A 15,737-nucleotide genomic window follows, 5' to 3' on the forward strand; every position below is an offset into this window, starting at 1 on the left:
CCCGACGTGCCGTCAGCCCTGCATGGCACTGTCCAGCTTGCGTCGTGCCAGATCCAGCAGCGTCCCAAGGCATTCAATCTCGATCTGCAGATAGCCACAGATCACCTCCGCGGCCACCCCGGCATCTTGCAGGCGGATCGCCAGTGAATGCGCTTCGGGCAGGCTGCGCAGTGCCGCCTCGTACTGGTCGCCCGTTGTCATCGGCAATCCCTCGCACCTGGTATCTCGGCCACGTCGACGATGGCGCATGCCGGCCCGCTTTGACGAGGCTGTTCGCCGAATCCACGTAGTCGGCAGGGGCACGGTGGGGAAATCCACGTAGTGCCCTACGGGCCAGTTCCGCCCTTTTGCGACCAGCCTTGGTCCTGCCGACGTCTGACGCACCACCGATAGCTACCGGCAATCGGCCGCGTACGCCTGTCGGCGCCGGACGTCAGGTGGGTGGGTCAATGTCTTTTGTCAACGTAGCGCCGGATGTGGTGTCGGCCGCGGCCGCGGATCTGGCCAGGATCTCCTCGGCGCTGAGTGCGGCCAACCTCGATGCGGCGGTGCGGATGTCGGGGCTGCTGCCGGCGGGAGCCGACGAGGTGTCGGCGGCCATCGCCGCATTGTTCAACGGGCACGCCGGCGGGTACCAGACGGTGAGTAGCCAGGTGTCGGCGTTCCACGATCAGTTCGTGCGCGCCCTGGCCGGTGGGGCCGGTTCCTATGCCCAAGCTGAATCCGCCAACGCCGCGCAGGCACTGCTGGACGTCATCAACGCGCCCACCCAGGCGCTGTTCGATCGTCCACTGATCGGTAACGGCGCTGACGGGACGTTGCCCGGTCAGGCCGGCGGACCTGGCGGAATCCTGTACGGCAACGGCGGCAACGGCGCGGCCGGGGTGAACGCCGGGACGGCCGGCGGGGCCGGCGGGTCCGCGGGACTGATCGGGTCGGGGGGCACCGGAGGTGTCGGAGGTCCGGGCGCGGCCGGCGGCGCCGGCGGCAATGGCGGATGGCTGTGGGGTGCCGGCGGCAGCGGTGGCGCCGGCGCCAACGGCGGGGCCGGTGGCCGGGCCTGGTTGCTGGGCAGCGGTGGTGTCGGCGGGGCCAGCGGAGCCGGCGGGATCGGCGGCGGTGGCGGCGACGCCGGGTGGTTGTGGGGTAACGGTGGCGCCGGCGGAACCGGCGGTCACGCCGGTGGCACGGGTGGGCGCGCCTGGCTGTTCGGCGACGGAGGATTGGGCGGCGCCGGCGGCGCCGGCAGCGTGCCCGGCGCCGCGGGAGGTAACGGCGGCGCGGGTGGTCATGCCGGCTGGCTGTGGGGTGCCGGAGGCGGCGGTGGCGCGGGCGGGACGGCAGGTTCCGGCGCAAACGGCATCGGTGGCACCGGTGGAGTCGGTGGTGACGCAGGATTGTTCGGCTACGGCGGAGCGGGTGGCCAGGGCGGCGCGGGCGGCGTCGGCCTGACCCCGGTCAACCCCAGCGGCAACGGATTGGCCGGCGGCAACGGCGGGGCCGGCGGAGCCGGTGGGGCCGGTGGGCGCCTCATCGGTGTCGGCGGCGCCGGTGGCGTCGGTGGCCTCGGTGGGGCTGGGGGAACCGGCGCTGACGGTCTCACCAACGCTGCAGGGTCCGGCTTGACCGGCGGAGTCGGGGGTAATGGCGGATTCGGCGGTCAAGGTGGCGTAGGCGGCGCGGGAGGTAAGGGAGGCCTGATCGGCTCGCTCGGCGCCGGCGGCGACGGCGGAACCGGCGGATCCGGCGGGCTTGCCGGAAACGGCGGGAACGGCGCCACGTCAGCGGCATTCGGCGGCGCCGGCGGCGCCGGCGGCAAGGGCGGTAATCCCGGCGTCGCCGGTCTCGGTGGGGCAGGCGGGGCCGGCGCCACCACCGGAACCACCGGGGCCACCGGGGCCACGCCCACCAGCGGCGGCAACGGCGGCAACGGAGCCGACGGGTCGGCGGCGTTGACCGACAGCGGACGGGTCGGCGGCGCCGGCGGCGCCGGCGGCGACGGCGGACTGGTCGGTAACGGCGGCACCGGCGGGCGTGGCGGTGACGGCGCCGCAGCGCCCGTTGCGCTCAACCCGGGTGACGCCGGCAAAACCGGCGGCGCGGGCGGTGTCGGTGGCGCGGGCGGTAAGGGCGGCGCCCAGGCCGGCAACGGCGGCACCGGGGGTGCCGGGGGCAACGGCGGCAGCGGCGGATCGGGCATCGTGGGCAAGGACGGCGATCCGGTCGGTGCCGGCACTAACGGCAACCCCGGACAGAACGGCGGGGCCGGCGGGACCGGCGGTGCGGGCGGAGACGGCGGCGCCGGCGGCGCCGCGACCGCGGGCAAGGCCGGAGTGCAGGGTGCCGGCGGGAACGGCGGTGACGGCGGAACGGGAGCGGCCGGCGGTAACGGCAGCGACGGTGGCGCCGGCCTTCCCGGCGCCAACGGCGGCGACGGCGGTCACGGTGGCAACCCGGGAACGGCGGGCGCCGGCGGCAAGGGCGGCGCCGGCTCCACACCCGGCGCTGACGGCAAGACCGGCGGCACCGCGACGAGCGGCGGCAACGGCGGCAATGGCGGGGCTGGCGGCGCCGGTTTCACCCTCGGCTCGTCGACGGCCTTGCCTGGCGGTAACGGCGGCGCCGGCGGTGACGGCGGACTGGTCGGCAACGGCGGCAACGGCGGCAAAGGTGGCGCGGGCTACAACGCTGCCGGCCTGTCGCCAAAGCCCGCCGCAACAGGCAACTCCGGCAGCGACGGGGGCAACGGGGGCAACGGCGGATCCGGCGGCGCCCAGGCCGGCAACGGTGGTGCCGGCGGTGCCGGCGGCGCCGGCGGCAAAGGCCAAAACGGCGGCAACGGAGTGAGCGGAGTATCGGTCAGCGCCCAGAACGGCGGCAATGCCGGCAGCGGCGGCAGCGGCGGCGACGGCGGCAACGGCGGGGCGGCCCCCAGCGCGAAAGGCATCGGCGGGGCCGCCGGCGCCGGCGGAAACGGTGCCAAGGGCGGCGACGGCGGCACCGGCGCAACCGGAACCAACACGCTGAACAACGGGCTCGGCGGCAACGGCGGCAACGGCGGTGACAACGGCGTAGGCGGAAAGGCCGGCATCGCGGGCACAGGTGGTGGCGGCAATGGCGCCAAAGCTCTCAACGGTGACGACCCGACCAGCGGCGGCAACGGCGGCAACGGAGGTGCCGGCGCCGACGCGACAACGGTCAACGCCACCGGGGCCACCGGAGGCAGGGGCGGCGACGGCGGCAACTACGGCGACGGTGGTGTCGGCGGCAAGGGTGGCGCCGGCGGGCCCGGCGCCAACTCGACCACCGGCGGCGTGCTGGGCGGGCCCGGCGGCAAAGGTGGTGACGGCGGCCTCGGCGGCAACGGCGGAAGCAAGGGCGGCAACGCGGGTAACGGCGGTGACGGCGGCACCGGCGGCACCGGAGGCACCGGAGGTCAGGGCTTCAGTCCCGGCGCCCCGGGGGCCAATGGGGGCACCGGCGCGCTCGGCGGCACCGGCGGCGCCGGCGGCAATGGCGGTGCCGGCGGCACCGCGAGCTTCGGCGCAGCGGGCCAACAGGGCCTTGGTGGCACCGGCGGCAAGGGCGGCATGGGCGGCACCGGCGGCACCGGCGCCAACGGCGGCAACGGCACCAACGCGACGAGCACGACCTCGGCCACCCCCGGCAAGAGCGGCGGCGCCGGCGGCGCAGGCGGCAACGGCGGGGCCGGCGGCATTGGCGGCACCGGCCGTAACGGGCTGGGCGCAACGGGTGCCACCGGGTGGAACGGCGTCGGCGGCAATGGCGGCAACGGCGGCACCGGGGGCAGCGGCATCAACGGCACCGACCGAACCCTTGTCACCGCGGCACGCGGCGGCACCGGCGGCGCCGGCGGCAACGGCAGTACCGGCGGCAACGGCGGCATCGGCGGCACCGGCGGCACCGGCGGCGCCTTGGCGGTGGGCGGCAACGTCGCTCTGCTCCCCGGCGCCGCCGGCGGGGTCGGCGGCGCCGGCGGCAACGGCGGGGTGAATGGCGTCGGCAGAGGCGGCGAAGGCGGCGATGGCGGCGTCGGCGGCGCCGGAACCTCCTATTTCAACGGCGGCGCCAACGGCGGCACCGGCGGTGCGGGAGGCGTCGGCGGCGACGGCAACGCCGGCGGCGGCGACGGCGGCTTCGGCGGTCAAGGCGGGCGCGGCGGCGACGCGGTCCAACCCGGGAACGGCGGTAAGGGAGGCTCGGGCGGCAACGGCGGCAACACCGTCGTCAACGGGACCATCGTCCATTCCGGAACCGCGGGCGGCAGCGGCGACAACGGATTCTCGCCCGGGTTGGGAACGGGCGGGGCGGGCGGCTTCGGCGGCGTGAACGGCACCGGCGGCGGTCCTCCGTAGCGGGGCAGGGCCGCGGGTTAAGGCCCCGTGCCGGTGTAGATCAGGCCGGATAGCCGCTGGCCGACGTTCATCCAACCCGAGTTGAAGGCCTGCGTGATCAGGTCGAGCGTGCTGGTGTTGAACACCCCCGACATGCCGGCGCCGCGGTTGAGCAGACCGGAGAGTTGGGTGCCGAAGTTCAGCGCCCCCGAGGCCGAGCCCAGCAGCGGGTCCGAGATCGCGTTGAGGAACCCGGACAGCCCGGACCCTGAGTTCCAGAAGCCCGAACCCTCGCCGCCGCCGATGTTGAAGAAGCCCGAGGACGGCAGCAGTGTCGTATTCCAGAAACCCGGAACTCCGCCGAAGCCGGCGATCGGGATCTCGATCGGGCCCAGGGTGGAGGCCACGTGCAACTCCAGCGGGATCCGGTCGATGACGGCGGTCGGGAGCCCGAAGGCGGGAGTGGCGAAGTTCAACCCGAAGTTCAGCGGGATGTTGGGGATCCCCCCGCCCGGGATGCCGGAGCCCGGAATCGTCAGGGACAGCGGCAAGCCGATGTGGATGGGCTCGAGCGGAATGGTGAACCCGGGGAACGTCGCGGTTCCGGCCAGGATCGAGATGGGATTCACGACAAATCCCGGCGACGTGACCTGGACTCCGGCGGGACTGCCCGAGATCTTTATCGGTCCCGGAATCACCAGTGCGTAGCTGGCCACCACGTAGAGGTCCGAGCTGCCGCCGGACACCGAGGTACTGGGTGCGGTGCTGTAGTTGACGGTGAAGTTCGGCGTGCTGATGGTGAACGGGCCGACGTTGACCGGGCCGACGTCCAGTGTCGGGTTGACGCCCAGGTGGATCGACGGGATCGGGATCGACGGGATGCTCACCGGGCCGATACCGCCGGATGTGTTGATATACAACGGGATTGACGGTATGTGGATCGGCGGCAGCACCGTGATCGGGCCGACGCCACCCAGCAGGTCCCCGCCGACCGCAGGGAATTGCGGCACGGTGTAGCCGAGCGCGAAACCGGCCAGGCCCTGGTAGTTGCCGCGCCACAGGATGCCGTTGCTGTAGTTGCCGGACATGAAGGCGCCGGTGTCGACGTCGCCGGCGTTGGCGATGCCGGTGCTGGCGTGCCCGGTGTTGAACCATCCGCTGTTGGTGTTGCCCGGGTTGAAGTCGCCGGTGTTCACGTTGCCGGCGTTGAAGCTGCCCGAGTTGTAGTGCCCGGCATTGCCCAGCCCGGTGTTGAAGTTGCCGGCGTTGAACAAACCGGTCGAGGCCGTTCCGCTGTTGCCGATGCCAGTGTTGTAGCTCCCGGAGTTGAACAACCCGAAGTTGCCGGTGCCGGTGTTGAAGAACCCGACATTGCCGGTCCCGGAGTTGAACAGCCCCAGGTTGCCCGACCCGGAGTTCAGCGCCCCGATCCCGGTCAGATTGTTCCCGGTCAGCCCGATGCCCAGGTTGTTGGTGCCGGTGTTGGCCAGCCCGATATTGCCCAGCCCCACATTGGCCAGCCCGGCGTTGAAGCTGCCGGCATTGGCGAACCCGTTGTTGCCCCTCCCGGCCAGTCCGGCAGACATTCCGCCGTTGCCGAACCCGATGTTGCCGTCCCCGATATTGGCGAACCCGAGATTATGGTCGCCGATATTGCCCAGGCCCAGGTTCTGCAGCCCGATGTTGCCCAATCCCAGGTTGAGGTCGCCGACATTGCCCAGGCCGAGGTTGAAGTTGCCCACGTCGGCCAGACCGACGTTGGCCAGCAGCGTCCGGCTCACCCCGTCCCCGGCCGTCAACAACCCCGCCACGTGGTGGCCCACATTGCCCAGCCCCGACACGAACGCCGGTGCGCCCAGCGCCGCGGTGTTGTACAACCCCGACACCCCGGACCCGAAGTTCAGGAGGCCGGAGTTCAGGGTGCCGACGTTGAAGTAACCCGAGCCGGTACCCAGCAATGCGTCGTGGGCCTGGTTCCACCAACCCGACAGCCCGGCACCGAAGTTGCCCCAACCCGATCCCCCACCGGCGCCGCTGTTGAAGAAGCCCGACGACGGAACGGTCGTGGTGTTGCCGAAGCCCGGTGTCGCCGGGATGTTGACGAACGGGATGTTGCTGGAAATCACATACACGGTGCCGTCGACGTTGCCCAGGATCTGCGGGAAGGTGATCGCCGGAATGTCGACGCCCAGGTTGCCCGCATTGATGCCGAGGTTGATCAGGTTGGCCGCCGGGAACGTCACGCCGCCCGGGAAGACGGTGATCGGGTCGACGAAGCCGGGTATGTGGAAGCCCGCCGGGATGCGGCCGATGTTGAGTTCGGGGGTGTCGAAGCCTTCGCTGATGATCTTGATGAAAGTGTTGGCTTCTCCGGCGAAACCGCCGTTGGCGGTGATGTTGCCGGTCGAGAACGGGTTGCCTCCCGATCCGCCGATCGAGTAGTAGGTCGGGCCGAGATAGATGCCGGACGTGTCGCCTGCCGTCCAGATCAGGAAGGGACTGGTGGCGGTGTTCGGTCCCCGCACCGGGTCGGTGTGCATGACGACGTTGATGGCGTCGATGCCGGGAATGTGGACGGACGGGACGTGGATGGGACCGAAACCGATGCTGCCGAGGATGTCGGGGTTGAGCGCGGGGATGTCGATCTGCGGAATGGTGAACGACCCCATCGCGACGTTCCCGCCCAGTTGCAGGTGGGTGGCGGGGATCGGGATCGGCGGGATGACGACGGGACCGAACTCGCCGCTGCCGTGGATCTCGAGCAGCGCGATCTTGGGCAGCGGGTAGTCGTAGTGCATGCCGAACAGGCCCTGGTACTCGCCGCGCCAGAACAGTCCGTTGCTGTAGTTGCCCGACATGAACGCGCCGGTGCCGACATTGCCGGTGTTGACGAATCCGGTGTTGGAGTCGCCGGTGTTGAACCAACCGGTGTTGAGGTTGCCCGGGTTGAAGTCGCCGGTGTTGGTGTCGCCGGCATTGAAACTGCCGGTGTTGTAGTGACCGGGGTTGGCCAGGCCGGTGTTGAAATTGCCGGCATTAAACAGCCCGGTGCTGGCGATGCCGGAGTTGCCGACGCCGGTGTTGTAGTTGCCGGAGTTGAACAGCCCGAAGTTTCCGGTACCGGTGTTGAAGAACCCGACATTGTTGGTGCCGGAGTTGAACAGCCCGATATTGCCGGCCCCGGAGTTGAGCCCACCGATGCCCGTCAGGTTGTCCCCGACCAGCCCGATGCCGATGTTGTTGTTGCCGCTGTTGGCGAAGCCGATGTTGCTCAGACCCACATTGGCCAGGCCGAAATTGCCGCTGCCTGCGTTGGCGAATCCCACGTTGCCGATGCCGGGCAGACCCACCGACACACCGGCGTTGGCGAAGCCGAAGTTGCTGGTGCCGATGTTGCCCAGCCCGAAGTTGCCGTCACCGACGTTGCCGAAGCCCAGGTTCTGCAGGCCGATGTTGGCCGCACCGATGTTCAGCGTGCCGATGTTGCCCAGCCCCGCGTTCAGGTTGCCGAGGTCGGCCAGCCCGAGGTTGACGATCGGGCTCTGGGCGCCTGTCGTCCCGGCGGCAAACAACCCGGCCAGGTGCTGGCCGACATTGCCGATACCCGAGAGCTCCGCGGGCGTGCCGAGCGGCAGCGTGCTGGTGTTGAACAGGCCGGAGACACCCGAGCCGAAGTTCATCAGTCCCGAATGCAGCGAGCCCACGTTGAGCACGCCGGACGCCGACCCGGCCAGCGCGCTCGATGCCTGGTTCCACCAGCCCGACACCCCCGCGCCGAAGTTGCCGAAACCCGACACCCCGCCCGCGCCGCTGTTGAAGAAGCCGGACGACGGCGTCGGCGAAGTGTTGCCGAAGCCCGCGGTCCGCGGGATGTCGATCAGCGTGACGCTGCTCTGCGGCATGGTGACATTCAGCGCCGCGTGCAGGGGCAGCGAATCGATTGTGAGACCGTTCGGGAAGATGGTGATCGGGTCGAGGATCCCGGTGGCGTCGATATTGAATGGAATGGGGTTCTGCGGAATGTTGAGTCCACCCGGGAACAAAGTGAAGGCGGGTAGACCACCGCTGATATCGATATTCAGCGGAATGGCATCGGTCATGATCGTCGGGATGTTGATGACCGGAATGGTGATCGAGTTGTAGCCGGACGTGGCGAAACCGGTGCCGGTGTACAAGGTGATGCCTTTGACCGGCTCCTGGGCCCAGTTCTCGTTGCCCATGAATCCCAGGCCGTTGGGTTGGCCGATCGTCCAGACGAAGTTGCTGATCAGCGGTATCCGCACCTTGATGATCGGCAGCGTGAACTCGGAGGCGAGCCCGGGCGGGTTGTTGAACGGCGTGGTGTAGGTCTGTCCGCCGAGCGTCATGCCCTGCAGGAAGACGATGGGCGGGATCTCCAGGGTCTGGTGAATATCCAGCTCGAACGCTGGGACGTCGATCTGCGGAATGACGTAGGGCCCGACATTGACCACCTGGTGGATGTCGAACAGGGACATTCCCGCAATGTGGATGGGATCGCTGATTTTGATTGGGCCGAAATCGAAGGTCTGGTTGAAGTCGAAAATGGTGCTGCCGGGGATTTGCAGGTCGTACCGGAAGCCGAAGGTGCCGTGCCAGTCCCCGGTCCACAGCACCCCGTTGTTGAAGTTGCCGGAGTTGAACAGGCCGGTGTTGACATTGCCGGTGTTGAACAGGCCGGTGTTGGTGTTTCCGACGTTGAACCAGCCGGTGTTGACGTCGCCCGGGTTGAAGTCGCCGGTGTTGGCGTTACCGACGTTGAAGCTGCCGGTGTTGTAGTGACCGGCATTGGCCAGCCCGGTGTTGAAATTGCCGGCATTAAACAGACCAGTAGAGGCCGTCCCTGAATTGCCGATCCCGGTGTTGTAACTGCCGGAGTTGAACAACCCGAAGTTCCCGGTCCCGGTGTTGAAGAACCCGACATTGCCGGTCCCCGAGTTGAACAGGCCGATGTTCCCGCCACCGGTGTTCAGGGCGCCGATGCCGGTGAGGTTGTCGCCGGTGAGACCGATCCCGATGTTGTTGTTGCCGCTGTTGGCGAGGCCGATGTTGCCCAGGCCGACGTTCGCGAAACCGGTGTTGGCGTTGCCGGCGTTGCCGAAGCCGACGTTGCCCAGGCCTGCCAAGCCCGCCGCCAGACCGGAATTACCGAAGCCGAGGTTGCCGTCACCGATGTTGCCGAACCCGAAGTTGCCGTCGCCGATGTTTCCGAAGCCGAAGTTCTGCGCGCCCAGGTTGCCCCCACCGAAATTGGCACTGCCGGAGTTGCCCGCACCCAGGTTGAGGTCGCCGAGGTTGCCGAAGCCGACGTTGATGCCGCCGACGTTGCCGAGGTTGAGCGCATTGCGGACGTCCAGGTGCTGCAGCTCGGCGATGGCGTTGTCGATGAGTTGCGAGATGGCGCTGGGACCGCTCGGATAGGTGAGCATCGCGTACAGGCCCTTGTAGGAGAGCCCGGATACGTGGTCGCCGAGGTTGCTGAACCCGGACACGAATGCGGGGGTGTTGAAGTCCAACCCGGTGACGTTGAAGAAGCCCGAAATGGCGGTGCCGGAGTTCAGCAGTCCCGACGACAGGCCGCCGGTGTTGCCCAGGCCCGAGAGGGTGCCCAGCATCGATTCCTTCGCGGCCTGGTTCAACACACCAGAGATGGCCGAGCCCGCGTTGAAGAAGCCCGATCCCCCGCCGGCACCGGAGTTGAAGAAGCCGGAGGACGGCGCGGTACTCGAGTTTCCGAAGCCCGGCACCGGCTTGAGGTCGATGATCGAGATGTGCAGCGGTCCCGCGGTCAGCGGGATGTCGAAATTCAGCGGGATCGCCGGAATCGTCATTCCCGTCATGGAGATGGCCGGGGTGTCCAGCGAGTAGTTGAGCGGCAGGATGTCGCCCATCGAGATGCCCTTGACCGTCTGCGCCGGGATATCGATCGGCGGGATGTCGATCGGTATCGCTTGGGTGAATGAAATCGCTTGTAGCGCAATCGGATCCATGGCCTGTTTGATCGGCAGCGACAATCCGGCGAGTGTGATGAAATCAAGGATCAGCGGCGCTTCGAGTTCGATCCCGATCGACGGCGGCAGGTTGAACGGCGGATCCTGAAGGACCTGCGGCATGGCCAGGTTGATCTTGAACGGGTTGACTTTGATGTTCGAGGCGGTGAGGGGGCCCGCGGTGAAGTTTCCGTCGACGTTGACGGCGGAGAGCAACGTGGTGGCCGGCGCGGTGAAATTGACGTTGGCGCCCCCGCCGAACCCGATGTGGATCGCGGGTATCGGGATGTCGGGCAACGTGAACCCGTAGTTCGCCGCTCCGGCGAGATCGATGTGCAGCGGCGGCAGGATGTCGATGTCCGGGATGACGATGGGGCCGACGCCGCCGGTGGTGACGATGTGGATCGGGAACTCGGGGATGGTGATGCCGTAGTAAAGGCTGACCAGCCCTTCGTAGTTGCCCCGCCAGAACAGACCGTTGTTGCCGTAGCCGGAGATGAACGCACCGGTGTTCAGACTGCCCGAGTTCAGCAGGCCCGTGTTGGAGTGGCCGGTGTTGAACCAGCCGGTGTTGAGGTTGCCGGGGTTGAAGTCGCCGGTGTTGGTGTTGCCGGCGTTGAAGCTGCCGGAGTTGTAGTGGCCGGTGTTGGCCAGTCCGGTGTTGAAGTTGCCGGCATTAAAGAGCCCGGTACTGGCCGTTCCGCTGTTGCCGATGCCGGTGTTGTAGCTGCCGGAGTTGAACAATCCGAAGTTGCCGGTACCGGTGTTGAAGAACCCGACATTGTCGGTGCCCGAGTTGAACAGCCCGATATTGCCGGCCCCGGAGTTGAAACCACCGAAGCCCGTCAGGTTGTCCCCGACCAGCCCGACTCCGATGTTGTTGGTACCGCTGTTGGCGAAGCCGATGTTGCTCGAGCCTAGGTTGGCCAGGCCGAAGTTGCCGCTGCCGGCATTGCCGAATCCCACATTGCCGATGCCGGGCAGTCCCGCGAGGCCGGAGTTGCCGAAAGCGTAGTTGGCGGCGCCGATGTTGCCGAACCCGAAGTTGCCGCTGCCGATGTTGCCCAGGCCCAGGTTCTGGGCGCCGATGTTCGCCGCGCCCAGATTCAGATCGCCGACGTTGCCGAACCCGACGTTGCCCAGGCCGAGATCGGCCCACCCGATGTTCACGATGCTGCTGCCGGCATTGAGCGTGGTTCCCGCGGCGAAGAGGCCGGACAGGTGGTGGCCGACATTGCCGAGACCCGAGACCAGCGCGGGCGACCCCAGCGCGGCGGTATTGAGGAAACCCGACACACCCGAGCCCGCATTCAACAGACCCGATCCCGGGCCACCGAAGTTGGCGAGCCCCGACCCCGAACCCGCAAGCGCGTTCTGCGCCTGGTTCCACCAGCCCGACATGCCGACACCGGAGTTGCCCCAGCCGGATCCACCGCCCGGTCCGGTGTTGAAGAAGCCCGAGGACGCCGTGGTGGTCGCGTTGCCGAACCCCGGATTCGGGGGCAAATTGATGATCGGGATCGGGATATCCCCGACGTAGGCGACCCCGTCGACACTGGCCGGGATGTTCATGGTGAACCCGTTGGGCAGCAGGGTGAAGGCGTCGATGCCGCCGAACAGGTTCGCGAAACCGGCGGACGCTTTCGGAATCGTGAAACCGTTCGGGAAGAAGGTGAAAGCGTCGTTGCCGCCGGACACATTGACGGTCGCCACCGTCTGTCCGGGAATGGTGAAGCCGTTCGGCAGCAGGGTCAGCGCATCGCTGACGAAGTTGAGGCTCAACGGAATGGTGCTGCCAGAAGTGGGACCGCCGATCTGTACGCCGGCGAGTGACAGATTCGACAAGAAGAACCCGTTCGGATTGCCGAATTTGTCGATCGCGATGAAGGGGTCGTTGAATCTGAAGGGGTCGATGCGCGCCGAAACGGCGCCGCTGAGCTGGTTGAGAAGCCGGATCGGGGCGATCGAATTGGCCGCCAGGTCAACCGAACCCAGCGCGTCGATGGGTATAGCCGGGACGGTGATGGGCGCAAAGTTGATCGGCCCCAGACCGACCGCCGCATTGGTGACGGCGACGTGGACCGCCGGGACCGGGATGGGCGCCACATGGATCGGGCCGACCAGGCCGGCCGCGTGCAGCGTCACCGGGAACCGGGAAATCGTCGGCGCGAAGTAGGCGCCGACCAGCCCTTCGTAGTTGCCGCGCCACAGGATGCCGTTGCTGTAGTTGGCGGTCATGAACGCGCCGGTGTCGGTGTCACCGCCGTTGGCGAAGCCGGTGCTGGCGTGACCGGTGTTCAACCACCCGCTGTTGACGCTGCCCGGGTTGAAATCACCGGTGTTCACACTGCCGGCGTTGAAGCTGCCCGAGTTGTAGTGCCCGGCATTGCCCAGACCGGTGTTGAAATTCCCCGCATTGAACAGACCCGTCGAGGCCGTCCCTGCATTGCCGATCCCGGTGTTGTAACTGCCGGAGTTGAACAACCCGAAGTTCCCGGTCCCGGTGTTGAAGAACCCGACATTGCCGGTGCCGGAGTTGAACAACCCGAGGTTGCCCGAACCGGAGTTCAGCGCCCCGATCCCGGTCAAGTTGTCCCCGGTCAGCCCGATACCTAGGTTGTTGGTGCCGGTGTTGGCCAGTCCGATATTGCCCAGGCCCGCATTGGCCAATCCGACGTTGAGGCTGCCGGCGTTGCTCAACCCGATATTGCCCATCCCGGCCAGACCCGCAGACATTCCGCCATTGCCGAACCCGAAGTTGCCGTCCCCGATATTGGCCAACCCGACATTGTGATCGCCGAGGTTGCCCAGGCCCAGGTTCGCCGATCCGGCATTGCCCAGACCCAGGTTCAGATCCCCGACATTGCCCAACCCGACGTTGAAGTTGCCCACATCAGCCAGACCCACATTGGCGATCAGCGTCCGGCTCACCCCGTCCCCGGCCGTCAGCAACCCCGCCACCTGCTGACCGACGTTGCCCACACCGGAGACCAGCGCCGGCACCCCCACCGCCGCGGTGTTGTACAACCCCGACACACCCGAACCGACGTTGAGCACACCCGAGCTCAACGACGCGGCGTTGAGGTAGCCCGAGCTCGTCCCGAGCAGGGCGCCGGAGGCCTGGTTCCACCAGCCCGATACGCCGGTTCCGAAGTTGCCGAAACCCGACACTCCGCCCGCGCCACTGTTGAAGAAGCCCGACGACGGCGCGGTCGTCGTGTTCCCGAAACCCGGCGTCGCCGGGATGTTGACGCCCTGGATCGGGATGGGGCCGATCCGGATGCCGGCGCCCACGTCCAGCGGAATACGGTCGATGGTGATCGCCGGCGTGGTGAACCCGTCGATCTGGCCGTCGATGTCGATCGTGAACGGAATCGGTTGTCCCGGAATGCTGAACCCCGGGATGGTGAAGCCGGGGGTCCCCAACGACAGATTGGTGAGCAGCGCCAGTGGGTTGTCCGGGATGCTGATGGCATTCGGGAAGAGCTTCACCTCCGGCGTATTCCAGTTGACGTGGAAATTCAGGACGGGAATTCGGGTGTCGATATGAATTGGACCGGTCACCGACCCGTCCGAGGCGGTGGTCGCCGGTATCGTGACAATCCCCAGAGCGTTGAAGGGGCCGGCCGAGAAATCGATCGCGGGGAATTGCTGTTTGGCCACCAGCGTGATCGACGAAACCGTGAGCGGTCCGATGCTGATCGGTATGCCGGTGCCGACCGAGAATGAAGGGATCGTGATGTCGGGAACGGCCAGCGGCGGGATATTGAAGGTGTAGTGGATGTTCAGCGGGATGGCGGGAATGATCGGGATGGGCAACAGCGTGATCGGGCCGACGCCGCCGTTGATGCCGATGCCGATGGGAATTGCCGGTATCGACGATCCGGCGGCAAAGCCGAAGAGGCCCTGGAAATCTCCCCGCCATAAGATGCCGTTGCTGTAGTTGCCCGAGATGAAGGCGCCGGTGTTGACATTGCCGGGGTTCGCCATGCCCGTGTTGACGTCGCCGGTGTTGAACCATCCGGTGTTGAGGTTGCCGGGGTTGAAATCCCCGGTGTTGGTGTTTCCGACGTTGAAGCTGCCCGTGTTGTAATGACCGACATTGGCCAGGCCGGTATTGAAATTGCCGATATTGAAAAGCCCGGTAGAAGCTGTACCCGCGTTGCCCACGCCGGTGCTGTGACTCCCCGAGTTGAACAGCCCGAAGTTGCCGGTGCCGCTGTTGAAGAACCCCACGTTGCCGGTCCCGGAGTTGAACAGACCGATGTTGCCGCTACCGGAATTCAGGCCGCCGAAACCGGTCAGATTGTCGCCGGTCAACCCGATACCGATATTGTTGTTCCCAGTATTGCCGATGCCGATATTGCTCACACCCATGTTCGCGAGCCCGACATTGCCACCGCCGGAATTGCCGAACCCGACATTGCCCAGGCCGGCCGTGCCCGCCGTCAATCCGGAGTTCCCTAATCCCCAATTGGCGGTCCCGGCATTTCCCAGGCCGAAATTGCCGTCACCGGCGTTTCCGAAACCGAGGTTGCGCACCCCGGCATTGCCCGCGCCGAGGTTGAACGCGCCGACGTCGCCCAGTCCGACGTTGTAGTTGCCGACATGCGCAAGTCCGGCGTTCAGGCTGAGCACCTTCGACGGGTCCGCCAGAACGGCGTTGACGAATGCGTTGGCGCTGCCGACCAGATCGGTGAACGCGGGCAGAGCCGATACCACCGCGGCCGCGCCGGCGTGGTAGCCCGCCATGGTGGCCACATCCTGGGCCCACATCAATTCATAGGCCGCCTCGGCGGCCGCGATGGCCGGGGTGTTCTGCCCGAAGATATTCGTCATGGCCAGCGCCGTGCGCTGAATCCTGTTGACGGCGATCGTGAGCGGATCCACCAGCGCCGTCAGTGCCGCCTCGTAAATCGACGCCGCCCCGCGTGCCTGCCCTGCCACGACGGACGCCTGCGCCGCGACCTCGGTCAACCACCCCGCATACGGAGCCGCCGCCGCGGCCATCGCCGTCGACGCCGGGCCCTGCCATGCCCCGCTCACCAATCCGGAGGTCACCGACGCGAAGGAAGCCGCCGCCGAGCCCAACTCCGCCGCCAGACCGTCCCATGCCGTGGCGGCCGCCAATAACGGTGCCGATCCCGCGCCCGCCCGCATCAATAAAGAATTGATCTCGGGAGGCAACAGTTGGAAATTCAACGGGTCGACCTCCCCTCGTCATTGGCGAAGATCATGGTCTCATTACCGGCCCCTAGGTGCGGATGCTTTCGACAATCGGCCTGGCCAATTTCGGCCACGATCGAAGCCCGAGTCCTTCGGCGGCCAAGGGCGTACATAATTCCCGGCTCCGTCCCCGCGACTCAAGGGCGGA

3 protein-coding genes are annotated in these 15,737 nt (G+C 67.4%); 1 reads left to right on the forward strand and 2 read right to left on the reverse strand.

Annotation, left to right across the window (positions count from 1 at the left end):
- Positions 1-12 precede the first annotated feature (12 nt).
- A complete protein-coding gene (locus AO501_RS13985; protein WP_055578291.1) occupies positions 13-201 on the reverse strand; it encodes a hypothetical protein in 189 nt (62 codons plus the stop codon).
- Positions 202-449: 248 nt separating this feature from the next.
- Between AO501_RS13985 and AO501_RS40220 the strand changes: the two genes are divergently transcribed.
- Positions 450-4,376, forward strand: coding sequence for a PE family protein (locus AO501_RS40220; RefSeq protein ID WP_055578292.1), 3,927 nt, complete (start codon positions 450-452; stop codon positions 4,374-4,376).
- Positions 4,377-4,393: 17 nt separating this feature from the next.
- On the opposite strand, the gene AO501_RS13995 is transcribed toward AO501_RS40220, so the two are convergent.
- Positions 4,394-15,565 carry a PPE family protein gene (locus tag AO501_RS13995; protein ID WP_055578293.1) on the reverse strand — a complete coding sequence of 3,724 codons (11,172 nt, stop codon included), beginning with the start codon at positions 15,563-15,565 and terminating at the stop codon, positions 4,394-4,396.
- Positions 15,566-15,737 lie beyond the last annotated feature (172 nt).

Origin of the sequence: Mycobacterium gordonae, assembly GCF_001417955.2 — a bacterium.
In the GTDB taxonomy this organism is placed as follows: Bacteria; Actinomycetota; Actinomycetes; order Mycobacteriales; family Mycobacteriaceae; genus Mycobacterium; species Mycobacterium gordonae_B.

Coding starts and splice junctions, on each gene's coding strand:
- AO501_RS13985 (WP_055578291.1), bottom strand. CDS start 201: ATGACAACGGGCGACCAGTACGAGGCGGCACTGCGCAGCCTGCCCGAA.
- AO501_RS40220 (WP_055578292.1), top strand. CDS start 450: ATGTCTTTTGTCAACGTAGCGCCGGATGTGGTGTCGGCCGCGGCCGCG.